19 protein-coding genes and 1 riboswitch are annotated in these 26,008 nt (G+C 49.9%); of the genes, 14 read left to right on the top strand and 5 right to left on the bottom strand.

The window, feature by feature from the left end:
* Nucleotides 1-5: 5 nt before the first annotated feature.
* Nucleotides 6-1,208 carry a cupin domain-containing protein gene (locus LQE92_RS05600; RefSeq protein ID WP_231062015.1) on the bottom strand — a complete coding sequence of 401 codons (1,203 nt, stop codon included), beginning with the start codon at nucleotides 1,206-1,208 and terminating at the stop codon, nucleotides 6-8.
* A 336-nt stretch (nucleotides 1,209-1,544) separates the two neighbouring features.
* Here LQE92_RS05600 and LQE92_RS05595 point away from each other — a divergent pair, with 336 nt between their 5' ends.
* The 5 genes from LQE92_RS05595 (at nucleotide 1,545) to LQE92_RS05575 (ending at nucleotide 6,599) form a co-directional block, all read left to right on the top strand.
* Nucleotides 1,545-2,186 carry a hypothetical protein gene (locus LQE92_RS05595; RefSeq protein ID WP_231062014.1) on the top strand — a complete coding sequence of 214 codons (642 nt, stop codon included), beginning with the start codon at nucleotides 1,545-1,547 and terminating at the stop codon, nucleotides 2,184-2,186.
* A gap of 433 nt (nucleotides 2,187-2,619) precedes the next feature.
* Nucleotides 2,620-2,916, top strand: a complete 297-nt coding sequence (gene gatC / locus LQE92_RS05590; RefSeq protein ID WP_231062013.1) for an Asp-tRNA(Asn)/Glu-tRNA(Gln) amidotransferase subunit GatC — start codon at nucleotides 2,620-2,622, stop codon at nucleotides 2,914-2,916.
* Nucleotides 2,917-3,019: 103 nt separating this feature from the next.
* On the top strand, nucleotides 3,020-4,495 hold the full coding sequence (gene gatA / locus LQE92_RS05585) for an Asp-tRNA(Asn)/Glu-tRNA(Gln) amidotransferase subunit GatA (RefSeq protein WP_331001248.1): 1,476 nt from the start codon (nucleotides 3,020-3,022) through the stop codon (nucleotides 4,493-4,495).
* On the top strand, nucleotides 4,488-5,921 hold the full coding sequence (gene gatB, locus LQE92_RS05580; RefSeq protein ID WP_231062011.1) for an Asp-tRNA(Asn)/Glu-tRNA(Gln) amidotransferase subunit GatB: 1,434 nt from the start codon (nucleotides 4,488-4,490) through the stop codon (nucleotides 5,919-5,921). Before gatA ends, gatB begins: the two co-directional genes overlap by 8 nt.
* A gap of 126 nt (nucleotides 5,922-6,047) precedes the next feature.
* Complete coding sequence (locus tag LQE92_RS05575) at nucleotides 6,048-6,599, top strand: putative ABC transporter permease (protein WP_231062010.1); 552 nt, start codon at nucleotides 6,048-6,050, stop codon at nucleotides 6,597-6,599.
* Between the two features lie 58 nt (nucleotides 6,600-6,657).
* On the opposite strand, the gene LQE92_RS05570 is transcribed toward LQE92_RS05575, so the two are convergent.
* Together LQE92_RS05570 and LQE92_RS05565 are read right to left on the bottom strand one after the other, a co-directional pair.
* Nucleotides 6,658-7,965, bottom strand: coding sequence for an HlyC/CorC family transporter (locus LQE92_RS05570; RefSeq protein ID WP_231062009.1), 1,308 nt, complete (start codon nucleotides 7,963-7,965; stop codon nucleotides 6,658-6,660).
* A gap of 116 nt (nucleotides 7,966-8,081) precedes the next feature.
* Entirely contained in the window at nucleotides 8,082-8,450 is a 369-nt protein-coding gene (locus LQE92_RS05565) for a TIGR04086 family membrane protein (RefSeq protein WP_231062008.1), read from the bottom strand.
* A 136-nt stretch (nucleotides 8,451-8,586) separates the two neighbouring features.
* Between LQE92_RS05565 and scfA the strand changes: the two genes are divergently transcribed.
* The 6 genes from scfA (at nucleotide 8,587) to LQE92_RS05535 (ending at nucleotide 14,999) form a co-directional block, all read left to right on the top strand.
* Nucleotides 8,587-8,730, top strand: a complete 144-nt coding sequence (gene scfA, locus LQE92_RS05560; RefSeq protein ID WP_147596131.1) for a six-cysteine ranthipeptide SCIFF — start codon at nucleotides 8,587-8,589, stop codon at nucleotides 8,728-8,730.
* A 155-nt stretch (nucleotides 8,731-8,885) separates the two neighbouring features.
* Complete coding sequence (gene scfB, locus LQE92_RS05555; protein ID WP_231062054.1) at nucleotides 8,886-10,247, top strand: thioether cross-link-forming SCIFF peptide maturase; 1,362 nt, start codon at nucleotides 8,886-8,888, stop codon at nucleotides 10,245-10,247.
* 13 nt (nucleotides 10,248-10,260) lie between these two features.
* Nucleotides 10,261-12,435 carry a protein translocase subunit SecD gene (secD, locus tag LQE92_RS05550; RefSeq protein WP_231062007.1) on the top strand — a complete coding sequence of 725 codons (2,175 nt, stop codon included), beginning with the start codon at nucleotides 10,261-10,263 and terminating at the stop codon, nucleotides 12,433-12,435.
* A gap of 12 nt (nucleotides 12,436-12,447) precedes the next feature.
* Nucleotides 12,448-13,593 carry a tRNA guanosine(34) transglycosylase Tgt gene (gene tgt / locus LQE92_RS05545; protein WP_231062006.1) on the top strand — a complete coding sequence of 382 codons (1,146 nt, stop codon included), beginning with the start codon at nucleotides 12,448-12,450 and terminating at the stop codon, nucleotides 13,591-13,593.
* 26 nt (nucleotides 13,594-13,619) lie between these two features.
* Nucleotides 13,620-13,901 carry a preprotein translocase subunit YajC gene (yajC, locus tag LQE92_RS05540; RefSeq protein ID WP_147596366.1) on the top strand — a complete coding sequence of 94 codons (282 nt, stop codon included), beginning with the start codon at nucleotides 13,620-13,622 and terminating at the stop codon, nucleotides 13,899-13,901.
* A 55-nt stretch (nucleotides 13,902-13,956) separates the two neighbouring features.
* Nucleotides 13,957-14,038: riboswitch (ZMP/ZTP riboswitch) on the top strand.
* Nucleotides 14,039-14,231: 193 nt separating this feature from the next.
* Complete coding sequence (locus tag LQE92_RS05535; protein ID WP_231062005.1) at nucleotides 14,232-14,999, top strand: formate/nitrite transporter family protein; 768 nt, start codon at nucleotides 14,232-14,234, stop codon at nucleotides 14,997-14,999.
* Between the two features lie 78 nt (nucleotides 15,000-15,077).
* Here the strand turns inward: LQE92_RS05535 and LQE92_RS05530 are convergent, their stop codons facing one another.
* Entirely contained in the window at nucleotides 15,078-16,457 is a 1,380-nt protein-coding gene (locus LQE92_RS05530; RefSeq protein WP_231062004.1) for an MATE family efflux transporter, read from the bottom strand.
* A gap of 138 nt (nucleotides 16,458-16,595) precedes the next feature.
* Complete coding sequence (locus LQE92_RS05525) at nucleotides 16,596-17,036, bottom strand: hypothetical protein (RefSeq protein WP_231062003.1); 441 nt, start codon at nucleotides 17,034-17,036, stop codon at nucleotides 16,596-16,598.
* 252 nt (nucleotides 17,037-17,288) lie between these two features.
* Between LQE92_RS05525 and rpoB the strand changes: the two genes are divergently transcribed.
* From rpoB to LQE92_RS05510, 3 genes are all read left to right on the top strand, one after another.
* On the top strand, nucleotides 17,289-21,149 hold the full coding sequence (gene rpoB / locus LQE92_RS05520; protein WP_231062002.1) for a DNA-directed RNA polymerase subunit beta: 3,861 nt from the start codon (nucleotides 17,289-17,291) through the stop codon (nucleotides 21,147-21,149).
* 61 nt (nucleotides 21,150-21,210) lie between these two features.
* Nucleotides 21,211-24,942 carry a DNA-directed RNA polymerase subunit beta' gene (gene rpoC, locus LQE92_RS05515; protein WP_231062001.1) on the top strand — a complete coding sequence of 1,244 codons (3,732 nt, stop codon included), beginning with the start codon at nucleotides 21,211-21,213 and terminating at the stop codon, nucleotides 24,940-24,942.
* 21 nt (nucleotides 24,943-24,963) lie between these two features.
* Nucleotides 24,964-25,935, top strand: a complete 972-nt coding sequence (locus LQE92_RS05510; protein WP_231062000.1) for an alpha/beta hydrolase — start codon at nucleotides 24,964-24,966, stop codon at nucleotides 25,933-25,935.
* Nucleotides 25,936-26,008: the final 73 nt, after the last annotated feature.

Below are 26,008 nucleotides of genomic sequence, written 5' to 3'. Positions count from 1 at the left end.
TGAGATTAAACGGTTTCCGGTACTTCGGGGTTGTTGTTTGCAAAGTTCTGAAGGATCACAAGGGGCTCATAGGAGCTTCCATTTGTGATCTTGATTCCCTTTTTCGCGGCAGATTCGGATACAAAGAATTCATCTGCGGTCAGGTCCTCATAACGTACCAGCTCAGGAGCCTGGCATTCGAATTTGCCGAAGGTGCCGTGGCCCTGGGATACCAGCGCGCAGTAGCAGGCAGCGTCTTTCAGCACATAGCTCTGGCCGGGAAGTACGGTGACCTCTTTGGCAGCGACCCATTCGTTCGCATATGCGACCCACTTTTCAACGGCTTCATCAGATTCCTGTCTGATCTTAGGTGCGCGGAAATAAGTCTCTTTATAGTCGGGCCGGGTGCTCTCTTCCCAGTCAATCTGAGCAAAGATTGCATCCAGATCGTCTTTTTCCTCTTCGGGAGCGCAGTCAGTCAGGAGGTTATGAGGATTTACCTCGCCCATGGTCACATTTTCCATGATGGTGTTTACATCGCTGTTCCACTGAGGCTCATATGTAACGAGAGATGCGGGTGCATGGATAACGCCTGCGGGGGTATACCAGCCAGTTCCCAGCTGAATCCGGTACGCGCGGGAAAGCTCCGTGATCCTTGTGTCCTTCACGTCATAATTCTTCAGGCACTCCATGACCTCTTCCTTTGTGGTGGAAGGATCGAAACCGAAGTAGGTAAGAGGAAATCTTCCAAGATAAGAGCAGTTATACTGAGGCGGGAAATAATATGCCTCAGGCTTGCCGTGCATGCCGATCTTATTCGCTTTTTCCTCAGTCAGATGCAGATGATGGAATAAAGGCTTGTCATAATCATACAACTTGGCGAATGTAGGCCATGTGCCATACTTGTCCATGAGGCTGCCGCCGATCAGATCCGCTCCGAGTTCGTCCACGAAATCCTTGAAAAGTTCGGTGGCTTTGGAAGCTTTATCCGTCAGGACATAGCTCATACCTTCTGTTTCACCGGTCTTGGGGCCATTCAGAGCTTTTGCCAGGGAACCCAGCCATCTTTCACAAATGCCGCCGCGGTCCATACCAAGTGCATAATAATCATCGGGATGCAGTCTTAATCTGCGGCCGGGTTCATTGAATCCCCTAGGCACCCAGGTAGGTGTTAACTGTAAAACGCCCTCACCGTCTTCAAATACTTTTCTGATCATTTCTTTTGACAAAACAATACGCCTCCTTAAAATAAGTTTTATATCAGTTTAATCATTGCCGACAAAAACAGGTCTACTGTGCAATATGACAATACTTCCCAGTAACCTAACTATAGATTACACGCAAGAACGGAAATTGTCAAGAGAAAACGGTCATTTTTCACATGAAAGGCATAATAAATTTGTTAATAATTACTAATGAGTTTTAAAGTACAATAAGAAAACCCCTGTAAATTTTGATGAATGAGAAAAACAAATAAAAATTTTAGACGTTTCTGTGAAAATATTATAAAAAGATTGCCTTTTCCCTATACTTAATGATAAAATAAATAACTATGATGCAGTGATATGAAATGTGCCCCCGGCGGGAATTCACCGGGAGGATATTTGGGAAGGCGGTATGATTTGGAAGAAGAAAAGAAAACAGAAGAAACAATAGAGACGGTGGAAATGGAAGAGCTGCAGGACGCGTCTCTGTCCGGAGAAGAAGAAGCCCCGGAGGAAGAAGAAAAAAAAGAAAAGAGAGGACTTTTCGGCAGGAAGAAAAGAGAGCGGAATGAAAAGATGATTCTCATGTTCCGGGTCGTGGCGGCTTTTTACCTGCTCTATACTTCGTATTCCATTGGAAAAGAGCTGACTTACGACGGCGTGGTGGTGGGAGTCCATCGGATAATCAGCATCGTGTGTATTGTGATATTTGCGGCTACGGCTATCTGGGTGCTCTTTACTTCTTATAAGGGATATAAGGTGCTGGCAGAAAAGGAAAAAGAAGAGGCGGAGAAAGCGGCCCTTGAAAACGGGGAAGCGGCTCCCGCTCCCAGAAGGGGATTGTTCGGCGCGGTCGTTCAGCAGGAACAGCCCAGGATGTCAATCGCGTCAAAAGCGGCGGTTTATCGGAATCCTGCTGACGATGAAGATGCAGATGATGAAGAAGAGGAAGCTGCGGATTCCGATGAAGAAAAGGCGGAGGAAGAAGGGGAAAAATCGTGAAACTCCCCCTTGTCATATGAGAAAAACTGTGATACGATAAGAGCAATTTCCGGGAGCCGGAAAAGCTGTATATAATAGGAAGACAGAGAAAGACAAGGAACGGGACTTTATCCTTTGGAACATGACAGGAAGGCAGCGCCGCCGACTGAGAGCGCCGTCAGGTGGAATGAGGATGAGGAACACCCGGGAGCCGGTATTCTGAACAGAGTAGGTTTACCCGTGACACGCGTTAAGTGAAGAGTGAGAGCCGCAGCATGCAGACTGTGCTTTAATTCGGGTGGTACCACGGAGTCGATTCGTCCCGGAATATACATTACGTATGTTCCGGGATTTTTTACGCGGAGGCAGCGAGACATGCGCCGTCATGGCGATTGAGTTTTTAGGATATTTGAGTGAGAATACATGCGGGACAGTGGAAAGAAAGGAGTATGGTATGGCAAAGAACGTGATCACAGACGAGACGATTGAATATGTGGGGATTTTGGCCAAGCTGGAGCTTTCCGAAGAGGAAAAGGAGAATGCCAAAAAGGATATGGCGAATATGCTGGACTATATCGATATGCTGAACGAGCTGGATACAGGAGGCGTGGAGCCTATGTCCCATGTGTTTCCGGTCCATAATGTGTTCCGGGAAGATGTGGTGACGAACGGTGATGACAGGGAGCATATGCTGGCTAATGCGCCCGACAGAAAAGACGGCTGCTATAAGGTGCCGAAGACTGTGGAATGAGCCTGCGGCCTTGTACACCGGGCCTGTGGCGGAATGAAGTATGTCCGGGTATCATGAAGACACCGGGTGAGATTGGGATAAAGGAGGAAATACTTTGAATCTGATGAGTCTGACAGCCGTTGAGCTGGGAAAAAAGATAAAGGCAAAGGAAGTCACTGTAAGAGAAGCGGCGGAAGCCTCTCTGGCGGCCATTGAGATGAGGGAGGGGGAGATCCACAGCTTCGTGACTGTGGCGGACAGAGAAGCTGTTCTTGAACGCGCCGATGAGGTACAGAAACAGATTGACAGCGGATTGCTTGACGGCCCCTTGGCGGGAGTGCCCGTCGCCATTAAAGATAACATGTGCACGGAGGGGCTGCTCACCACCTGCAGCTCTAAAATACTGGGGAACTTCAAACCGACCTATTCGGCGGAAGCAGTCTTAAATCTGGAAAAAGCCGGAGCGGTGATAGTTGGGAAGACAAACATGGATGAGTTTGCCATGGGGAGCACTACGGAGACTTCATATTTTGGGGTCACCAGAAATCCATGGAATACGGAACATGTGCCGGGCGGTTCTTCCGGCGGTTCCTGCGCGGCTGTGGCGGCAGAAGAATGCCCGTATGCGCTGGGGTCGGATACCGGAGGATCCATCCGGCAGCCCAGCTCCTTCTGCGGTGTGACCGGAATAAAACCCACATATGGCACGGTTTCACGTTACGGATTGATCGCTTATGGTTCTTCTTTGGATCAGATCGGACCGATAGCAAAGGACGTATCGGATTGTGCGGCAATCCTGGAAGTGATTGCCTCCCACGATAAAAAAGACAGCACCAGTGTGGCGAGGGAAGATTATCGTTTTTCGGAAGCACTGGTGGACGATGTGAAGGGAATGAAGATCGGCATTCCGAGAGACTATTTTGGAGAGGGACTGGACAGCGAAGTGAAGGAAGCAGTCCTGAAAGCGGCAAAGGCGCTGGAAGCAAAGGGAGCAGTTCTGGAGGAGTTCGATCTGAGCCTGGTGGAATACGCAATTCCCGCCTATTATATCATTGCTTCCGCGGAGGCCAGCTCCAATCTGGCACGGTTTGACGGGGTAAAGTATGCTTACCGGACGGAAGACTATGCGGGACTCCATCAGATGTACAAAAAGACACGTTCCGAAGGATTCGGAGAAGAAGTGAAGCGGAGGATCATGCTTGGATCCTTTGTCCTGAGCAGCGGATACTATGATGCGTATTATCTGAAAGCGCTCCGTACGAAAGCGCTGATCAAGAAAGCCTTTGACAAGGCTTTTGAGAAATATGATCTGATCCTGGGGCCGGCGGCGCCGACTACGGCTCCACGGCTGGGAGAAAGCCTGAGCGATCCCATTAAAATGTATTTGGGAGATATCTATACCATATCGGTAAATCTGGCGGGCCTGCCCGGTATCAGCGTACCCTGCGGCGCCGACAAAAATGGGCTGCCTGTAGGAATGCAGCTGATCGGAGACTGCTTCCAGGAAAAGAAGCTTTTCCGGGCGGCATATGCGTATGAATGTGCAAGGAATTATGAAAGATGCCCGCTGGCGCAGAAAGGAGCTGGAAAAGATGAGTAAACAGTACGAAACAGTCATCGGACTGGAGGTTCATGTGGAACTGGCCACTAAGACGAAGATTTTCTGCTCCTGCAGTACCGAGTTCGGCGGCGAACCGAATACCCATACGTGTCCGGTATGCACGGGCATGCCCGGTTCCCTGCCGGTTCTGAATAAACAGGTGGTGGAATATGCCGCCGCGGTGGGGGTGGCGACTAACTGCAGCATTACCCAATACTGCAAATTTGACCGTAAAAACTATTTTTATCCGGATAACCCCCAGAACTACCAGATTTCCCAGCTGTACCTGCCGATATGCAGAGACGGCGGCATTGAGATCGAGACGGCGGAAGGAAAGAAAATCATCCGGATCCATGAGATCCATATGGAGGAGGATGCGGGAAAGCTCATTCATGACGAGTGGGAGGACTGTACTCTGGTCGACTTCAACAGAAGCGGAGTTCCGCTGATCGAGATCGTATCCGAGCCGGATATGCGTTCCGCGGAGGAAGTGATCGCATACCTGGATAAGCTGAGGCTGATCATCCAATATCTGGGAGCCTCTGACTGTAAACTCCAGGAAGGCTCCATGAGGGCAGATGTAAACCTGTCGGTCCGCGAAGCGGGAACAGAGGAATTTGGCACCAGGACAGAGATGAAGAACCTGAATTCATTTAAAGCAATTGCAAGGGCCATAGAAGGAGAACGAAGCCGCCAGATCGATATACTGGAGGACGGGGGCAAAGTGATTCAGGAGACCAGGAGATGGGACGACGGCAAAGAATGCTCTTATGCCATGCGCTCCAAGGAGGATGCCCAGGACTACCGGTATTTTCCGGAGCCGGATTTGGTGCCGGTGGTCATAAGTGACGAGTGGCTGGCGGAAATAAGAGCAAAGCAGCCGGAGCTTCGGGATGAAAAACGGGAACGCTACAAGGAAGAGTATGGAATTCCAGAATACGATATCGATATCCTGACCGCCTCCAAACGAATGGCAGATATCTTTGAGGAGACCATCGCGCTGGGCTGTAAGCCGAAGGAAGTCTCCAACTGGCTCATGGTGGAGACCATGAGGCTGCTGAAGGATTCGGATATGGATCCTGAGGATATCCGTTTCAGCCCTTCCCATCTGGCAGCTCTTATCGGTCTGGTGGAACAGGGGAAGATCAACCGCACTGTGGCGAAAGAAGTATTTGAGATCATGTTTGGGCAAGATATCGATCCTGTCAGCTATGTGGAAGAAAAAGGGCTGTCCATGGTACAGGATGAGGGTGCGCTGAGGGAGACCATTGAAGAAATCGTGAAAAACAACCCTCAATCCGTGGAAGACTATAGGAGCGGCAAGAAAAAAGCCATAGGGTTTCTTGTGGGTCAGACGATGAAAGCCATGAAGGGGAAAGCAGATCCGGCCATGGTGAATAAGATTCTTATGGAAATTTTAAAATAATATTCATAGAAAAAGCTATGGTAAAATAGAACGAAGTATGGTAAAGTGGGTAATGCAATGAAGAAACTATAAAAATTCTTAAAAAAGTCTAAAGAGAGGAGCTCATTTATGTGGGATGCCCCGTTTTTGACAACTGATTTTTACCACTTTGCCAACTGGTTTGTGATCTACAGTGTTTTGGGATGGATTGTGGAGTCCATCTACATGTCCTTCTGTAACCGGAAGCCGACTAACCGTGGATTTGTACGGGGGCCGATCTGCCCGATCTATGGAGTGGGAGCGCTGGCCGCATACTTTATCCTCAGCCCGGTATCCGGAAACTACGTAGCCGTATATTTTCTGGGAACTCTGATGGCGACGACTCTGGAGTTCATTACCGCTCATATCATGCTGAAGGTGTTCGGCGCAGTCTGGTGGGACTATAAGGAAAAACCCTTTAATTATAAGGGAATTATCTGCCTGGAGAGTACGATCGCGTGGGGATTTTACGCGGTGTTCCTGTTCGCATTCCTCCACAAGGCAGTGGTACGGCTGGCGGACAGCTACAGTATGGCGTTGGGAAAGATTCTGGTCATAGCAGTACTTCTGTATTACGTATTGGATTTTGTGTACTGTATCATGAGAGCCAGGCGGAATGAAGGTCTGGATAAAGACGGAATTTTAGTGAAAACAGAATAAAGGATAAAAAAGCCCCTGCGCTGTCGGTCTTACAGTCAGCGCAGGGGCTTTTATCGTATCATAAGGTCTCTTCTTTATCGTCAGCGGGTTCTGTATGATCTTCTTCATCCTCTGTTTTTTCAGGAAGATACATCTTCACCCATTCGATTCGATTTTTGTCCATGGTCTCCACCACAAAGCGGATGCCGTCCTCGGTGATGCTTTCACCGTCTACAGGGACATGATCCAGTCCCCCGATGATGAGGCCTCCCACGGAATCATAGTCTTCAGAAGATAAGTCAAGCCCCAGGGCTTCATTGATATCGTCCAGCTTCATGGAACCTTCCACCCGGTATTCTAAGTCATTGATTTTCTGGAGACTTTCGAGTTCGTCCTCATCGTATTCATCACGGATTTCCCCAACGATTTCTTCCAGGAGGTCTTCCAGCGTCACCAGACCTGCGGTGGCGCCGTATTCATCCAGGACAATGGCCAGGCTCACGGAATTCTGACGCATTTCAATGAAAAGCTCAGAGGTTTTCTTGAATTCGTAAGTAAAGTAGGCTTCCCTCAGGTAATCCTGCACGTTGAAGGGCGTATCTTCTTTATAGAACAGCAAGTCCTTCATGTTGATGATGCCGATCACATTGTCAGTGGTATCCCGGTAGATCGGGACGCGGGTGAACATATTTTCACGGAAAATTTCCAGGAGTTCCTGGTAAGTGGCGTCTTCACTGGCAAACACCATGTCGATGCGCGGTACCATGATATCCTTGGCCTGAGCGTCGCCAAAATCCACCACATTATTTATCATCCACCGTTCTTCGCTTTCAATGACGCCCTCCTCGTGGCTTACATCCACGATGGTGCGCAGCTCATTTTCGGTGATGGTGTCAGATTTGGCATTTGGATCTATGCCCATGAGGCGGAGAAAACCGCCTGCCAGCAGGTTCACGATAAAGATTACAGGTGTCAGGATCTTCATTAATACAGAAATGATCCCGGCGAATTTAAGCGCGATATTCTCTGCTTTTAAGGTAGCCATAGTCTTCGGCGATATTTCTCCGAAGATCAGGATCAGCAGGGTAATTACGCCGGTGGCAATACCGACATAAGCATTGCCGAATTTTTTGATCACCAGTGAGGTGATCAGGGAAGATGCGCTCAGATTCACCACATTATTGCCGATCAGGATGGCACTCAGCATTTTGCCTTTGTTATGCACTACTTTTTCCAGGGTCACTGCCTTCTGGTTTCCTTCATCAATCAAAGTACGGATTCGTACGTTGCTCATGGACAGAAGGGCCGTTTCCGAAGAAGAAAAAAATGCAGACAGAAACAACAGCACAAGAAGAACGACAATCTGTATGACGTCACTTGGGTCCAAAAATCATCACTCCATTTTCTTTAAATAATATATTGCCATACATAGAGGGAAAATATTCCCAGTCTATGGATAGTTAGGATGATTTTACACTAAGGACGTCCATATGTCAAGACAGGTCAGCTGAACATGCCCCCCAGTGTGCCGCAGCCGGCGCAGAGGCAGAAACAGATGAGGATTCCGGGAATACCTGTCTGGATGCCCCGGTGAAGGATCATAGAGATTAGGAACAATACGGCGAAATAGAGGATGCCGGACAGGCCGCCCCACATGAACCGTCTGGTCTTTGTCTGTTTTCCGGCCAGGAATCCTCCGAACAGACAGGAAAGGACATAGATGACATAAATTCCTATGTGGATCTGGTTTTTGGAAAGCTTCATCTTATACAGCAGAAAGGACAGGAGCAGTAAAAGGACTCCTGTGAGCACGTAAGAAGACAACAGGGAACGGATGAGAGACAAGGGTTTGCTCTTGGGAACGGAAGCCATGGGATTACCTTCTTTCTGATAGAATTCATGTTGGATTTAAGACAAGATATGAAGGAATATTTGGAAAAAGACCTTTTCTTATGGAAGATTATGTGCTATAATGACTCAAATCAGGTTTAGATAGGAGGATAGGACAATGAAGAGAATCAAGACATTAACTTCCAGTACGTTAAAGGAATCCATGAAAAAGGGCGGCTGCGGCGAATGCCAGACATCCTGCCAGTCTGCATGTAAGACATCCTGTACGGTAGGGAACCAGTCCTGCGAAAACCATAAATAATGTTAAGACGGGAGCGGCTACGCTCCCTCATTATCGTAATACGGCATGTAGGGGGCACTTTGCATATGCGAAGTGTCTTTCTTCTGTCAACAGGAAAGCGCAGCCCAAGAGGGCTGTTTTGCGGTACGACGTATACAGAGAGGGGAAATCCGGCAGTGATTCACCAGTATAAAAGCAATGGATACAATATTGTCATGGATGTGTGCAGCGGCGCTGTCCATGTAGTGGATGACGTGGTATATGATGCCATTGCCGTTTATGAAAAAGAAAATCCGGAGGCAGCGGCGGTAAAGCTGCGGGGGAAGTATCCGGAGGAGGATATCCGGGAAGCGCTCAGTGAGATCAAGGAGCTATCGGAAGAAGGGCTCTTGTTCACGGAAGACATATATGAGCAGTATGTAACAGATTTTAAAAGCAGAAAGACTGTGGTCAAGGCTCTATGCCTGCATGTGGCCCATGACTGCAATCTGGGCTGTAAGTACTGCTTTGCGGAGGAAGGAGAGTATCACGGCCGCCGGGCTATCATGAGCTATGAGGTGGGCCGGAAGGCTTTGGACTTTCTCATAGAGAATTCCGGGAACCGGAGGAACCTCGAGGTGGATTTTTTCGGCGGCGAGCCGCTGATGAACTGGGAAGTGGTCAAGAAATTAGTGGCATACGGCCGCTCCAAGGAGAAAGAATTTAATAAGAACTTCCGTTTTACAATGACGACCAACGGAATGCTTCTTGACGACGAAGTCACGGAATTCCTGAATAAGGAAATGGCAAATGTAGTCTTGAGTGTTGACGGGCGCAAGGAGGTCAACGACAGGATGCGTCCCACGAGAAACGGAAAAGGGAGCAGCTACGACATCATCATGCCCAAATTTAAAAAATTTGCCAAAGCCCGCGGCAGCAAAAGCTATTATATCAGAGGGACCTTTACAAGGCACAATCTGGATTTTTCGGAGGACGTGCTTCATTTTGCCGACGAAGGGTTTGACCAGATTTCCGTGGAACCGGTGGTAGCGCCTCCAGAGGCGGATTATTCCATAAGGGAAAAAGACCTGCCACAGATACTTTCTGAATATGATAAGCTGGCCAGGGAATACATAAAAAGGAAACAGAATGGGAGAGGCTTCAATTTCTTTCATTTCATGATAGATCTGAGCCAGGGGCCCTGTGTGGCAAAGCGTCTTTCTGGATGCGGATCAGGGACAGAATACCTGGCGGTCACCCCGTGGGGTGACCTATACCCGTGCCACCAGTTTGTAGGGCAGGAGAAATTCCTTCTGGGAAATGTGGATGCCGGAGTGGTGAACACGGAGGTTAGGGATGAATTTAAGCTCTGCAATGTATATGCAAAAGAAAAGTGCAGGAACTGTTTTGCCAGATTTTACTGCAGCGGAGGATGCGCCGCGAATTCCTACAATTTCCACGGCTCCATTACAGACGCTTATGATATCGGCTGTGAGATGCAGAAAAAGCGCATTGAATGTGCGATCATGATAAAGGCCGCTCTGGCGGATGAGAATTAGAAGGAGATTGACCATGAAGAATGCAAGGAAAAATTCAACTCGCGGAAAGGGTATTGCCTGCCTGATCGTTCTGCTGGCCGTGATCGGGGGATTCATCTATACGGCGGTGATGGGACTTGGCAAGGACGGCTCCGGAAGCATGAGCGACATCAAGCTGGGCCTTGACCTGGCAGGCGGCGTCAGCATCACATATCAGACAGTGGATGAGAATCCATCTGATACAGATATGAAGGATACCATTTATAAGCTCAAATTGAGAGTAGATGCTTACAGCCCCGAAGCGGAAGTATATCAGGAAGGCTCCAACCGAATTAATGTGGATATCCCCGGCGTGTCCGATGCCAATGCGATTCTGGAAGAGCTTGGGCAGCCCGGATCTTTGTCTTTTCAGGACGCGGACGGAAATGTGGTGCTTACGGGCGACGACGTGAAGACGGCACAGCCGGCGAGCAAGAAAAATTCGACCACGGGCGTTACCGAATATTATGTATCCCTTCAGCTGACCGATGAAGGCAGCGGGAAGTTCGCGACGGCTACGGAAAATATGATGGGCAAGACAATCTCCATCATATATGACGGCAAGACTGTGAGCAGTCCCAGAGTGAAAGAGAAGATCACGGGAGGACAGTGCAGTATTGACGGGATGAGTTCTTACGAGGAGGCTAATAACCTGGCCTCCACGATCCGGATCGGTTCACTTCCACTGGAGCTTAAAGAACTGCGTTCCAATGTGGTAGGCGCGAAGCTGGGTGAAGAAGCAATTTCCACAAGTCTGAAAGCCGGGCTCATCGGTTTTATCATAGTGGCTGCACTTATGGTGTTCCTCTACTGGATTCCCGGTGTGGCGGCAGCTTTTGCTCTGGCGCTTTATGTGGCTCTGGTCATCGTGTTCCTCAGCGCTTTTGACATCACCCTTACTCTTCCGGGAATCGCGGGTATCATTTTGTCCATCGGTATGGCGGTGGATGCCAATGTTATCATCTTCGCCAGGATCCGAGAAGAGCTGGCGGCCGGGCGCAAAGTACAGGCGGCCATCAAGGAAGGATTTTCCAAAGCCCTGTCTGCTATCATTGACGGCAATGTCACCACGCTGATCGCGGCGGCGGTGCTTCTGTGGAGAGGCTCTGGTACGGTAAAAGGCTTTGCCCAGACGCTGGCGCTCGGCATCGTGCTCTCGATGTTCACAGCCCTGGTCGTGACGAAGTTCGCGCTGAGATCTCTGTATAATATAGGCTTCCAGTCGGAGAAGCTGTATGGCAGGGCAAAAGCGCCTAGTAAGATTAATTTTGTCAAGAAGAAATATATATGCATCATCTGCTCCCTGGTGGTGATTGCAGCCGGCTTTGCGGCCATGGGCGTTTACGCGGGAGGAGAACAGGGAAGTATCCTCAACTACAGCCTGGAGTTCCAGGGAGGAACCTCTACCAACGTTACCTTCAATGAAGACTTATCCATGGAAACCATCCACAGCGATGTGGTTCCTCTTGTGGAAGAAGTGACCGGCGATGCCAATGTTGAGACGCAGAAGGTGAGCGGCTCCAATGAGGTCATCATAAAGACCAGGACCTTGTCGGTGGATGAAAGAGAGCAGCTGAACAGTAAGCTGGAAGAAGCATATGGAGTTGATACGGAAAGTATTAAAGCGGACAGCATCAGCGCGACTGTGAGTTCAGAGATGAAAAGGGATGCGATTCTCTCTGTGGTGGTTGCCACTATATTTATGCTGATCTATATCTGGTTCCGGTTTAAGGATATCCGGTTCGCGACCAGCGCAGTCCTGGCACTGGTCCATGACGTGCTGATCGTCCTGGCTTTTTATGCCATTACCAAGTGGAGTGTCGGCAATACCTTTATCGCTTGTATGCTGACCATTGTGGGATATTCCATCAACGCCACTATCGTGATCTTTGACCGTATCCGCGAGAATCTGAAAGCGATGGGGACTAAGGCTGAACTGAGTGAAGTGGTGAATCTGAGCATTAACCAGACACTGACCAGGAGTATTTATACTTCTCTGACTACATTTATCATGGTATTTGTTCTGTTCCTGATGGGTGTGTCCTCAATCCGGGAATTTGCACTGCCGCTGATCGTGGGTATTGTGTGCGGGGCATACTCTTCCGTATTCCTGACGGGGCCTATCTGGTATTTGATGAAGACTAAGGCAAGAAAAAAAGAGACGAAATAACAGGCGGTATCTATGTATAAAATATTGACGAAGGACGGAAGGGCAAAAAGAGCCCGGTTCGAAACCGTGCACGGAGTGATAGAGACTCCGGTCTTTATGAATGTCGGGACTGCGGCTGCCATTAAGGGTGCCGTAGCCACCTCGGATCTGGAACAGATCGGCACACAGGTGGAGTTGTCCAATACTTATCATCTGCATGTCCGGCCCGGCGATGAGACGGTGAAAAAGCTGGGCGGCCTTCATAAGTTCATGTCCTGGGACAAGCCGATTCTGACGGATTCCGGCGGCTTCCAGGTGTTTTCCCTGGCGGGGCTCCGGAAGATCAAAGAAGAGGGCGTGTATTTCAACTCCCACGTGGACGGACGGAAGATTTTCATGGGCCCGGAGGAAAGCATGAGGATCCAGTCCAATCTGGCTTCTACCATTGCCATGGCGTTTGACGAGTGCGCGCCTGCCAAGGCGGAGAGGGAATATATTCAGAACTCTGTTGAGAGGACTACCAGATGGCTGGCCAGATGTAAGACGGAGATGAGACGGCTGAACGGCCTGCCGGATACCATAAACCGTTGTCAGCTATTATTTGGTATCAATCAGGGGGGAACTCTGGAGGACGTACGGGTCCGGCATGCTGATATCATTTCCGAAATGGATCTGGATGGGTATGCCGTAGGTGGACTGGCTGTCGGAGAGACTCATGAAGAGATGTACCGGATACTGGATGTGACGGTGCCGCATCTTCCAGAGGACAAGCCCACATATTTAATGGGGGTCGGCACTCCTGCCAATATCCTGGAAGCGGTGGACCGGGGCGTGGACTTTTTTGACTGCGTATATCCCACAAGGAACGGGCGCCACGGCCACGTCTATACTGACCATGGAAAGATGAATCTGTTCAACGCTAAATACGAGCTGGATGACCGGCCCATAGAGGAAGGATGCGGCTGCCCGGTATGCCGGCGGTACAGCAGGGCTTATATCCGCCATCTTTTGAAAGCCAAAGAAATGCTGGGGATGCGTTTTTGCGTCTTGCATAATCTGTATTTTTATAATACAATGATGAAAGAGATTCGGGAAGCGATAGAAAAACATCGTTTTGCGGAATATAAAAAAGAAAAACTGGGGCGCATGAGCCGTCCTGAAATGGAAAAAGGAGAATGAATATGAATTTTGTGGCAGCCAGTGGTATGGGCGGTGTAGGTTTTTGGGTCATTTATATTGTGGTCATCATCGGTTTCATGTATTTTATTGCGATCAGGCCTCAGAAAAAACAGCAGAAAAAGCTGCAGTCATTGATTTCCAGCCTGGAGATCGGAGATAGTGTGGTGACAACAAGCGGCTTCTATGGCGTTATCATTGATATTACAGATGACGTGGTGATCGTGGAGTTCGGAAGCAACAAGAACTGCCGTATTCCCATGGAGAAGACTGCCATAGCCAATGTGGAAAAATCAGAAGTTGCAGAATAATCGGTAAAAGAGGTTGACGAATTCCAGAAGGTGTGTTATATTATTAACATAGAACAAAGGCTTCGATTGCTGACGGGCAAACGTGAGAAACACGGTGTAGTCGAAGCCCATATGAGCCGACCGTCTGGGCAGCATTTGTGGATCACGGATGCTGTCCTTTTTTGTATCCTGAAGAGGGATGCACGGGCCTTTTGACAGACGGAATTTCCGGAGCGGAGGCGTAGGGGGCGGGGGCCGGACAATGCGAGTGCCCACATTACACAGGCCATGTGCGGAAGGTATATAATGGGGTTTCTGCAGGATGGCGCGATTTAAAGGAGGAGCAGTATTATGTTTAAAGACGAGTTTCAGGCAGTGGCGAATGCAGGAAAAAACAAGCTGAATTTCATGAAGAATAACCCGCTCGGTTATTTCATCTCTGCCATGGTAGCCGGTATGTTCATTGGACTGGGCGGTCTCATCAGCTTTACCATGGGCGGGATCATGACGGCAGCAGGGGCCGATGGTGCAGTGAAGATCACTACCAGCTTCCTGTTTGCATCCGCACTGAGCCTTGTTATCATGGCCGGAGCCGAACTGTTTACGGGCAACAATTTCGTGATGTCTTCCGCGGCTATGAAAAAAGAGATCAGCTGGAGCGGAGCCATCAAGCTTTGGGTCTTCTGCTATGTTGGAAACCTGGTGGGTTCCATCTTAATTTCTGTCCTGTTCCATTTCACCAAGGTTCCTACCGGTGATGTAGGTACATATTTCGCTACGGCAGCCGCGGCAAAAGCTTCTGCGCCGGCGCTTGTACTTTTCTTTAAGGGAATTATCTGCAATATCTGCGTATGTCTGGCTGTATGGTGCGGAATCAAAATGAAGTCCGAAACCGGCAAGCTGATCATGACTGTGTGGTGCATCATGATCTTTATGGTGTGCAGCTGTGAGCACAGCATTGCCAACATGACATTCTTCAGCGTAGGGCTTCTTGATCCTAACGGTGTGGCGATTTCCATCGGCGGCGTTTTGAACAACCTGCTGTTCGTTACCCTGGGCAACATGGTGGGAGGTATCGTGTTCACTGCACTGCCTTACTATCTGATCAGCAGAAAATAAATTATAATCAATATAGAAGGTATCAAAAAAGAACAGCGTGCCGTGGGTAGACGGCACGCTGTTTTAATACATAGAGCATTAAGAGTGTATTACTCTCTGCTTTTTCAGCTCTTTTGTGAGCAGGACCCCGGCGTATACGGCGGTTATCGCTTCCGATACGGGCAGGGCGGTCCAGACGCCGTTCAGGCCGAATGTCCGGGAAAGAAGGAAGGACAGAGGAAGAACGATGACCAGCTGGCGCAGCAGCGTGACACTCAGGCTGGGCAGTCCCTTTCCTATGGATTCAAACACCGCTGAGGCAATGATTCCGAGAGCTGAGGGGATAAAGCCGATGCTGATGATCCGGAGGGCTGTTTCCCCCATGGACAGCATGTTTTTGTCCGAGTTGAAGATCTGCAGAATGGGGACCGGTACGGCCTGAGAGAGGAGAGTGCCGGCGGCCATCACTGCCGCGGAGATCATCAGAGAAATGCGGACGGCGTCCGTTTCCCGTTTTGTGTTTCCGGCTCCGTAATTGAAGGATATGACCGGGCGAATGCCCTGCACCAGGCCGTTGGCCGGCATATAGACAAAGGTCTGCAGTTTATAATAGACGCCGAATACGGTGACTGCCATTTGAGAAAAGCCGGAAAGGATCCGGTTCAGTCCGGCGACCAGGATAGAGGGCAGCGCCATGATCATGGTGGAGGGAATGGCCACACTATAGATCTGTTTCAGGATATTTCCGGTGATCATGCCCCGGTGCGGGCGGCGCAGGGGGAGCCCCGCCTTTCCCCTGGCTACCATGAGAATGCCGATGGATCCAGAGATGATCTGACCGGTCACGGTGGCGATGGCGGCGCCTGCAACTCCGAGGGCAGGAAAACCCAGGAGACCGAAGATCATGATCGGGTCCAGAATGATATTGATGATACAGCCGATTCCCACCAGGATAAGAGGCGCTGTCATGTTCCCGGTGGACTGCAGGATTTTCTCCGCCGTGATATGGAACAGCTGGCCGAAGGAAAAGATCATGACGATATATCCATAAGAATAGCACATGGACCGGATGGAAACATCCTGTGTATACATGCCCACAAAGGGACGGATGAGAAGACAGGCCAGAAGGGTCAGGATCACATAGTGGATGCCCGTCAGAATCATGCCGACAGCAGGAGCGTCCTCCGCGGCAGAAGTGCGGCCGGCCCCCATATTGCGGGCAATGTAGGAGTTGATGCCGACTCCGGTCCCGACGGCCAGAGCCAGGGAAAGATTCTGTATGGGGTAGATGATGGAGACGGCGGAGAGGGCATCGCTGCTCAGCCGGGCCACAAAGATGCTGTCTACAATATTGTATAGAGACTGAATGAGCATGGACAACATAGGAGGAACGGCCATTTTGATGAGGAGGGGGAACATTTTCGCGCTGCCGAGTGGATTGGAAGATGGAGCCTTCCCGGTGGTAGCTGATGATTTCATTGGTATTATCCTTTCTGTATTTAAAGAAATAGAAAGAGGCTGTATATCCCTTTGTTTTGAATCAGAAAACAAAGAAAATATATAGCCCCTTGAGCAATCTTTGTAAGTTGTAGTCTGTCTATGTTCGTGTTCTTCGGCTCACTTTCTCCGGAAACGGGCAAACAAGCCTTTTTTCTTGGGCGGCGCCACGATAGAACCGCGCACGCTTTTGACACTGGTGATGTAAATGCCACTGATGACTACTTTGGCTTCCTGTTTAATAGGAAGAACGGCAAACGCCTGCTCGTCGCACATCAGAGTCATGATCTTCGGCCCGACCTTTGCCTTGACCACAGGGACCTTCGCCCTTCGTAAGTATTTCGGGGTCTGTTCATACACCATTTTCGGGAATCCGGCATCCTTGATCTTCAGCCGCTTCTTGTCAATGACGAGCATGGACACCGTCTGGGCCATGGCTTCCATCATGGACTGCTGTTCAGCCTGCTTCTTCTGCATTTTGGTTCCCAGGATGTAAAGAGCGACCAGAGCGGCAACGACAATCACCAAAACGATGATTACGATCTTTAACCACAAAGCCATAAAGGGTACCTCCTGAAATTTTTTCGCGCACCTTGCATTATACCATTAATCTGGACGAGTTGCAAGCAAATAAGGCAGGAAAAACGCATAAACTATGTAAAATATGGCAATTATTAAGAAAAAATCAATTGACAGCTTGACTTCGAGATGTTAAGATGGAATGTGCACTATTGTGGTCTCATGTGCCCTGAGATTGGAATGGTTAAATGATTACTTGTAGTTGATTATAAAGAAAACAGGGGTGAAACGTCAATGGAAAATTGCAGAATACGCCCGGTGAAAGCCGGTAAAGGCGTAAGAATGAGTTACTCAAGACAGAAAGAAGTCCTTGAGATGCCGAACCTGATTGAAATCCAGAAGGATTCTTATCAGTGGTTTCTCGATGAGGGGCTGAAGGAAGTCTTTGAGGATATTTCTCCCATCGCAGACTTCGGCGGACACTTGAGTTTGGAGTTTGTCGATTTTACCTTATGTAAGGACGACATTAAATATACCATCGAAGAGTGTAAGGAAAGGGATGCCACATATGCGGCCCCGCTGAAGGTACGTGTCAGATTGATGAATAAAGAAACTGATGAGATCAGTGAGCATGAGATCTTTATGGGTGATCTGCCCCTCATGACCGACACCGGTTCTTTTGTGATAAACGGTGCGGAGCGGGTCATCGTCAGCCAGCTGGTACGTTCCCCTGGTATCTATTACGGAATTGCACATGATAAAGTAGGTAAGACCCTGTATTCCTGTACTGTTATTCCTAATCGAGGCGCATGGCTTGAATATGAGACGGATTCCAACGATGTGTTCTTTGCCCGTGTTGACAGAACAAGAAAGGTGCCGGTGACAGTCCTCATCCGTGCCCTGGGTATCGGGACTAATGCGGAAATCCGCGAGCTTTTCGGAGACGAACCGAAGATTGAAGCGAGTATTATGAAGGACACTTCAGACAATTACGAAGATGGCCTTTTAGAGCTGTACAAAAAAATCCGTCCCGGTGAACCGCTGTCCGTTGACAGTGCGGAGAGCCTGCTTAATAGTATGTTCTTTGACCCCAGAAGATACGATTTGGCGAAGGTCGGACGCTATAAATTTAATAAAAAACTTCATTTTAAAAACCGGATCGCAGGCCATATTCTGGCAGAGGATGTGGTGGATCAGGAGACCGGTGAGATCATAGCGGAAGCGGGAGTCAAGGTATCCAAGGCTCTGGCTGTGGAGATTCAGGATGCTGCGGTTTCATCCGTCTATATCCAGACGGAATCCAGAAAGGTGAAGGTTCTTTCCAATCTGATGGTGGACCTTTCCAAATACGTGGATTTCGATCCCAGGGAAGCCGGCATTACAGAATCAGTATTCTACCCTGTGCTGAAACCTATACTGGAAGAATATGCCGAAGCACCGGCAGAAGATCTGAAAGAGGCTCTTCACAAGCATGTGCATGAGCTTATCCCTAAGCATATCACAAAAGAAGACATCATTGCTTCTATTAATTATAACATGCATCTGGAAGAAGGCATCGGAAACGACGACGATATCGATCATTTGGGCAACCGGAGGATCCGCGCCGTGGGAGAGCTTCTTCAGAATCAATACCGCATCGGCCTTTCCAGAATGGAACGTGTGGTGCGTGAGAGGATGACGACTCAGGATATTGAGGGGATCACCCCCCAGTCCCTGATCAATATTAAGCCTGTGACGGCGGCAGTGAAGGAATTCTTCGGAAGCTCCCAGCTGTCCCAGTTCATGGACCAGAACAATCCTCTGGCTGAGCTGACCCATAAGCGCCGCCTGTCTGCGCTGGGGCCCGGCGGATTGTCCAGAGACCGCGCCGGCTTTGAAGTCCGTGACGTACATTATTCCCACTATGGAAGAATGTGCCCCATCGAGACTCCGGAAGGTCCAAACATCGGTCTGATCAACTCCCTGGCTACTTATGCCAGAGTAAATCAGTACGGTTTTGTGGAAGCTCCCTACCGGGTGGTGGACAAAACTACAAATCCGAAGAATCCTGTGGTCACAGATGACGTGGTCTATCTGACCGCCGATGAAGAGGACAATTATATTGTTGCACAGGCGAATGAAGCCCTTGATGATGAGGGTCATTTTGTACGTAATAATGTATCCGGACGTTTCCGGGAAGAAACTTCCGAATTTGAAAAGAGAAAAATAGATCTGATGGACGTTTCGCCTAAAATGGTGTTTTCAGTAGCGACGGCCATGATTCCGTTCCTGGAAAACGACGATGCCAACCGCGCCCTGATGGGCTCCAACATGCAGAGACAGGCCGTGCCGCTTTTGAGCACCGAGGCCCCGGCTGTGGGAACAGGTATGGAAGGCAAGGCCGCAGTCGATTCCGGCGTTTGCATGGTGGCAAAAAATGCAGGCGTGGTAGAGCGTTCTGCGTCCAATGAGATTGTCATCCGGAATGAGAACGGGGGGCGGGATGTTTATCATCTGACGAAATTCAAGAGAAGCAACCAGAGCAACTGCTACAATCAGAAGCCGATCGTGTTTAAAGGCGACAAGGTTGCTGCCGGAGAAGTGATCGCGGACGGTCCTTCCACCAGCAACGGAGAAATTGCCCTGGGCAAAAACCCGCTGATCGGATTCATGACCTGGGAAGGCTATAATTATGAGGATGCAGTTCTCCTCAGTGAGCGTCTCGTACAGGATGATGTCTATACTTCTGTCCATATTGAGGAATATGAGGCAGAGGCCAGAGATACTAAGCTCGGACCGGAAGAGATCACAAGAGATGTCCCCGGCGTGGGCGAGGATGCTCTTAAGGATTTGGATGAGCGGGGTATCATACGTATCGGCGCGGAGGTACGCGCGGGAGACATCCTGGTGGGTAAAGTCACTCCGAAGGGCGAAACAGAGCTGACCGCGGAGGAGAGACTGCTTCGGGCCATTTTCGGTGAGAAAGCCAGAGAAGTCCGTGACACATCTCTCAAGGTGCCCCACGGTGCGTATGGAATCGTGGTGGATGCGAAGGTGTTTACCAGAGAAAATGGAGATGAGCTGTCTCCGGGCGTGAACCAGACTGTGCGTATTTATATTGCCCAAAAGAGGAAGATTTCCGTGGGCGATAAGATGGCGGGCCGTCACGGAAACAAGGGTGTTGTTTCCCGTGTGCTTCCCGTGGAGGATATGCCGTTCCTGCCCAACGGACGTCCCCTGGACATCGTTTTGAATCCTCTGGGCGTGCCTTCCCGTATGAACATCGGGCAGGTGCTGGAGATTCATCTTTCCCTCGCGGCAAAGGCCCTCGGCTTTAATATTTCCACGCCGGTATTTGACGGCGCCGATGAAGACGACATCATGGACACTCTGGATCTGGCGAATGATTATGTCAACATGGAGTGGGATGAATTTAAGAAGAAATATACAGATGAACTGAATCCGGGCGTGATGGAATTCCTGGAAGAGAACAAAGACCACAGAGAGCTGTGGAAGGGCGTTCCGATTCGGCGCGACGGCAAGGTGAGACTGCGTGATGGACGTACCGGTGAGTTTTTCGACAGCCCAGTCACTATCGGTCATATGCACTATCTGAAGCTGCATCATCTGGTAGACGATAAGATTCATGCGCGTTCTACCGGCCCTTATTCTCTGGTTACTCAGCAGCCCCTCGGAGGCAAGGCCCAGTTCGGCGGCCAGCGTTTCGGCGAGATGGAGGTTTGGGCGCTGGAGGCGTATGGCGCGGCCTATACGCTGCAGGAAATTCTGACAGTGAAGTCCGATGATGTGGTAGGCCGGGTGAAGACCTACGAGGCCATCATAAAAGGGGAGAATATCCCGGAGCCGGGTGTACCGGAATCCTTTAAGGTGCTTTTGAAAGAGCTCCAATCCCTGGGGCTTGATGTGAAGCTGCTCCGCGATGACAACACGGAGGTAGAGATCACAGAGAGCACTGATTATGGGAATACAGACATCAACGCACTGCTCAACAGCGACCGGGTGTTCAATGACTATGAAGAGTCTTATAGCTCCTTGGGTTATCAGAAGCAGGAGTTTGAAGGCGGCGAGCTGGTAAGCGTGAAAGCGAATGCGGATGAGAAGGACGATTATGCCGAAGATTCCGTGGAAGATTCCTCCGAAGGATCGGAAGAATAAATCCTGAATAATTCGTGGATGTATACCGAGACATGGATATAGATAGAAGGGAGAACCACTCATGCCTGAAACAACGAATGAAACCTATCAGCCGTTGACTTTTGACGCGATCAAAATCGGCCTGGCATCTCCGGAAAAGATTCTGGAATGGTCAAGAGGCGAAGTTAAAAAGCCGGAGACCATCAATTACAGGACGCTGAAACCGGAAAAGGACGGCCTGTTCTGCGAGCGTATTTTCGGGCCCAGCAAGGACTGGGAGTGCCACTGCGGTAAATATAAGAAAATCAGATACAAAGGAGTCATCTGCGACCGGTGCGGCGTAGAAGTGACAAAAGCCAGCGTCCGGAGAGAGCGTATGGGCCATATCGCCCTGGCGGCCCCGGTGTCCCATATTTGGTATTTTAAAGGGATTCCCAGCCGTATGGGACTGATATTGGATCTGTCGCCCCGCACATTGGAGAAGGTGCTGTATTTCGCATCTTATATCGTTCTGGACAAAGGAGAGACAGATCTGCAGTATAAGCAGGTGCTTTCGGAAAAAGAATTCCGGGAAGCTTATGATAAATGGGGCAATACGTTCCGGGTGGGAATGGGAGCCGAGGCGGTACAGGAGCTTCTGCGTTCCATCGATCTGGAGAAGGATTCCGCTGAGCTGCGGAAGGGTCTCAAGGAATCCAGCGGACAGAAACGGGCCAGGATCATCAAGCGTCTGGAGGTTGTGGAGGCGTTCCGCGCATCCGGGAACAAGCCGGAATGGATGATCATGGATGTGATTCCGGTAATCCCTCCCGATCTGCGTCCCATGGTACAGCTGGACGGAGGCCGGTTTGCCACGTCTGACCTGAATGACCTGTACAGAAGGATCATCAACAGAAACAATCGTCTGGCAAGGCTTCTGGAGCTGGGGGCGCCGGATATCATTGTGCGTAATGAAAAGCGTATGCTCCAGGAAGCGGTAGATGCCCTGATTGACAACGGCAGGAGAGGCCGCCCTGTTACTGGGCCGGGGAACCGCCCGTTAAAGTCTCTTTCCGATATGTTAAAGGGAAAGCAGGGACGTTTCCGCCAGAATCTGCTCGGCAAGCGTGTCGATTATTCCGGCCGTTCCGTTATCGTGGTAGGTCCGGAGCTTAAGATTTATCAGTGCGGTCTGCCTAAGGAGATGGCAATCGAGCTTTTCAAGCCCTTTGTGATGAAGGAGCTTGTGGCCAACGGCACCACTCATAATATAAAAAGCGCAAAGAAGATGGTGGAGAGACTTCAGCCGGAAGTTTGGGATGTTCTGGAAGACGTCATCAAAGAGCATCCGGTCATGCTGAACCGTGCTCCTACTCTGCACCGACTGGGAATCCAGGCATTTGAGCCGATTCTCGTAGAAGGGAAAGCGATCAAGCTTCATCCCCTGGTTTGTACGGCGTTTAACGCTGACTTCGACGGAGACCAGATGGCGGTCCATCTTCCTCTTTCCGTAGAGGCGCAGGCAGAATGCCGATTCATGCTTTTATCGCCCAACAACCTTTTGAAGCCTTCCGACGGCGGCCCTGTGGCAGTTCCGTCCCAGGATATGGTGCTGGGAATCTATTACCTGACCCAGGAGCGTCCCGGCTCCGCAGGTGAAGGGATGATATTTAAGAATATCAACGAGGCGATTCTCGCCTATGAGAATAAAGCAGTTACACTCCATTCCCGTGTCAAGGTCCGCGTGAGCAAGACCATGGAGGATGGAAGCGTAAAGAACGGAATCGTGGAGTCCACGGTGGGCCGTTTCATCTTCAATGAGATTATTCCTCAGGATCTGGGGTTTGTGGACAGGAGCGTGCCGGAAAATGAGCTGAGCCTGGAAATTGATTTCCATGTGGGCAAGAAGGGACTGAAGCAGATTCTTGAGAAGGTCATCAATACTCATGGCCCCATCAAGACGGCGGAGACCCTGGACAGTATCAAAGCGATGGGTTATCGGTATTCCACAAGAGCGGCCATGACCGTATCCATTTCCGACATGACCGTACCGGAGACGAAGAAGAAGCTGGTGGCTGACGCACAGGCTACGGTAGACCGGATCGCCATGAACTTCCGGCGTGGTCTGATCACCGAAGAAGAGCGTTATAAAGAGGTTATCGAAACCTGGAAGAATACCGACGACATCCTGACCCACGACCTGCTGTCCGGTCTGGATAAATATAATAACATCTATATGATGGCTGACTCCGGGGCCCGTGGTTCCGATAAGCAGATCAAACAGCTGGCCGGAATGCGAGGTCTGATGGCGGATACGACGGGACGTACCATTGAGCTGCCCATCAAGTCAAACTTCCGTGAGGGACTGGACGTTTTGGAGTATTTCATTTCCGCCCACGGCGCTCGTAAGGGACTTTCCGATACGGCACTCCGTACAGCCGACTCCGGGTATCTGACGAGGCGTCTTGTAGACGTATCTCAGGATTTGATCATTCGTGAGATTGACTGCTGTGAAGGCAAGGCGATTCCCTGCATGGAGATTCGTGCATTTACGGACGGACGGGAAGTGATCGAGGGCCTGGAGGAGCGTTTGACAGGCAGATATATCGCAGAAACCATCACGGATCCGGATACAGGGGAAGTGGTAGTAAAAGAAAATCACATTTGTACGCCTAAGCGTGCGGCGGCAGTCGTGAAGGTGCTGGAGAGATTGGGACGGGATTCTGTGAAGATCCGTACTATTCTCACCTGCAAATCCCATCTGGGAATCTGTGCGAAGTGCTACGGTGCCAATATGGCTACCGGACAGCCGGTGCAGGTAGGCGAAGCGGTTGGTATCATTGCGGCACAGTCCATCGGAGAACCTGGTACTCAGCTGACGATGAGAACTTTCCATACCGGCGGTGTGGCAGGAAACGATATCACACAAGGTCTTCCCCGTGTGGAGGAGCTTTTTGAGGCAAGAAAGCCCAAAGGACTTGCAATCATTGCAGAGTTCGGCGGTGTTGCCACGATCAAGGATACGAAAAAGAAACGTGAGATCATCATCACGGATAATGAGACCGGAAATTCCAAAACCTATCTGATTCCTTACGGTTCCAGGATCAAGATTCAGGACGGTCAGGTACTGGAGGCAGGCGACGAGCTGACAGAAGGTAGTGTGAACCCTCATGATATCCTGAAGATCAAAGGCGTCCGCGCCGTGCAGGATTATATGATTCAGGAAGTACAGAGAGTTTACCGTCTGCAGGGTGTGGAGATCAACGACAAGCATGTGGAGGTGATTGTTCGCCAGATGCTTAAGAAGGTGCGGATAGAGAACAGCGGTGACAGCGATGTGCTGCCGGGGGCTTCCATGGAAGTTCTGGATTTCGATGACATGAATGAACAGCTGATCGCGGAGGATAAAAAGCCGGCTGAGGGCAAGCAGGTCCTGCTGGGTATCACCAAAGCTTCTCTGGCCACCAATTCCTTCCTGTCGGCGGCATCCTTCCAGGAAACCACAAAGGTGCTGACAGAGGCGGCTATCAATGGAAAGGTCGATCCGCTTATCGGTTTGAAGGAAAACGTCATTATCGGTAAGCTGATTCCGGCAGGCACCGGTATGAAGCGGTATCGTTCTGTGAAGCTGAATACAGATATAGAAGAAAACGATGAAATTGTATTGTCCGAAGATTTTGGAGGAGACTTTGGAGAAGAGATGACCTTCGCCGAGGAGCCGGATGATGAAGACTTAGATGGCATAGACGCAGAGGAAGAAGGCGGCTATGATGAGGATTTAGATGATTTTGTGGAAGAAGACGAAGAAGTGGAAGTGTCTTTGGACGAAGAATAGAAACCGCATCAGGTGCGGAATATGAAAAAAGGGCTGGATTCCTGGGGAGAATCCGGCCCTTTTTTCATGGATGGGAAAGTAGAGGAATTGTCTATGAGAAAATGGATGAAATATCTGGCTGGGGCTGGAGGGATTCTGACAGCGGCGGATCTTCTGAGTTCCTGGTTTATTTTCCAGGGCCTTTTGGGGAGCCAAAAGTCAGGCGGCCTGCGGGACAACCGCGATGGACAGACTGATGATTGTATTGGGGAAGAGTTGGAGATCCGCGCCTTTGACGGGACAAAACTCAGCGGGCTTCTGACCGGCCGGGAGGCGTCGGACAAAACGGTGGTTTTTGTCCACGGCTACAGAGGAAACGGTCTGCGGGATGGACGAGCGTTTGTGCCCATGTATGATAGGTACGGTTTTCAGGTCCTTCTGGTGGATGACAGATGTCATGGTAAGAGTGAAGGAAATTATATGGGTTTTGGATGCCTGGACAGGCTCGACTGCCAGAGCTGGTGCCGGTATCTGGTGGAACGGTTTGGAGAGAAACATAAGATAATCCTTCATGGAGTATCCATGGGCGCGGCTGCAGTCCTTTCATCTTTGGGAGAGAAGCTGCCTTCCCAGGTGAAGTGCGCGGTATCGGACTGCAGTTTTGCCAACGGCTGGGAGGAACTGCGGCACCAGCTGAGAAAACGCTACCATCTGCCGGCTTTTCCGATTCTTAATACGGTTGAACTGTATTGCAGATGGAAAGCAGGATACAGCCTTAAGGAATACAGTCCTGTGACTCAGGTGGAGAAATCTGAGATTCCAGTGTTGTTCATACATGGCGATGCCGATGAATTGGTTCCGGTCACTATGGCATACCAGCTTTATCACGCATGCGCCTCAGAAAAACGTTTATATATTGCCAGCGGCGCGGCACATGCTAAGAGCTATCAATCCGATGAAGCAGTGTATGAGAAAATAGTACGGCAGTTTTTGAAAGATAGCGGAGTTATGTGAGGACACTTTTTAATTGTGTTTTTTATATACTGATATGACCAGATATGACAAAATTTGTGCTATTTATATAGAG

It is taken from the genome of Lientehia hominis (assembly GCF_021044755.1).
In the GTDB taxonomy this organism is placed as follows: Bacteria; Bacillota; Clostridia; order Lachnospirales; family Lachnospiraceae; genus Lientehia; species Lientehia hominis.
This window is presented reverse-complemented; position numbering and strand designations above follow the sequence as displayed.

Excerpts from the sequence above, each read along its gene's own strand:
- LQE92_RS05595 (WP_231062014.1), top strand. The coding sequence starts at position 1,545 with ATGAAATGTGCCCCCGGCGGGAATTCACCGGGAGGATATTTGGGAAGG.
- gatC (WP_231062013.1), top strand. The coding sequence starts at position 2,620 with ATGGCAAAGAACGTGATCACAGACGAGACGATTGAATATGTGGGGATT.
- gatA (WP_331001248.1), top strand. The coding sequence starts at position 3,020 with ATGAGTCTGACAGCCGTTGAGCTGGGAAAAAAGATAAAGGCAAAGGAA.
- gatB (WP_231062011.1), top strand. The coding sequence starts at position 4,488 with ATGAGTAAACAGTACGAAACAGTCATCGGACTGGAGGTTCATGTGGAA.
- LQE92_RS05565 (WP_231062008.1), bottom strand. The coding sequence starts at position 8,450 with ATGGCTTCCGTTCCCAAGAGCAAACCCTTGTCTCTCATCCGTTCCCTG.
- scfA (WP_147596131.1), top strand. The coding sequence starts at position 8,587 with ATGAAGAGAATCAAGACATTAACTTCCAGTACGTTAAAGGAATCCATG.
- secD (WP_231062007.1), top strand. The coding sequence starts at position 10,261 with ATGAAGAATGCAAGGAAAAATTCAACTCGCGGAAAGGGTATTGCCTGC.
- tgt (WP_231062006.1), top strand. The coding sequence starts at position 12,448 with ATGTATAAAATATTGACGAAGGACGGAAGGGCAAAAAGAGCCCGGTTC.
- yajC (WP_147596366.1), top strand. The coding sequence starts at position 13,620 with ATGGGCGGTGTAGGTTTTTGGGTCATTTATATTGTGGTCATCATCGGT.
- LQE92_RS05535 (WP_231062005.1), top strand. The coding sequence starts at position 14,232 with ATGTTTAAAGACGAGTTTCAGGCAGTGGCGAATGCAGGAAAAAACAAG.
- LQE92_RS05530 (WP_231062004.1), bottom strand. The coding sequence starts at position 16,457 with ATGAAATCATCAGCTACCACCGGGAAGGCTCCATCTTCCAATCCACTC.
- LQE92_RS05525 (WP_231062003.1), bottom strand. The coding sequence starts at position 17,036 with ATGGCTTTGTGGTTAAAGATCGTAATCATCGTTTTGGTGATTGTCGTT.
- rpoB (WP_231062002.1), top strand. The coding sequence starts at position 17,289 with ATGGAAAATTGCAGAATACGCCCGGTGAAAGCCGGTAAAGGCGTAAGA.
- rpoC (WP_231062001.1), top strand. The coding sequence starts at position 21,211 with ATGCCTGAAACAACGAATGAAACCTATCAGCCGTTGACTTTTGACGCG.
- LQE92_RS05510 (WP_231062000.1), top strand. The coding sequence starts at position 24,964 with ATGAAAAAAGGGCTGGATTCCTGGGGAGAATCCGGCCCTTTTTTCATG.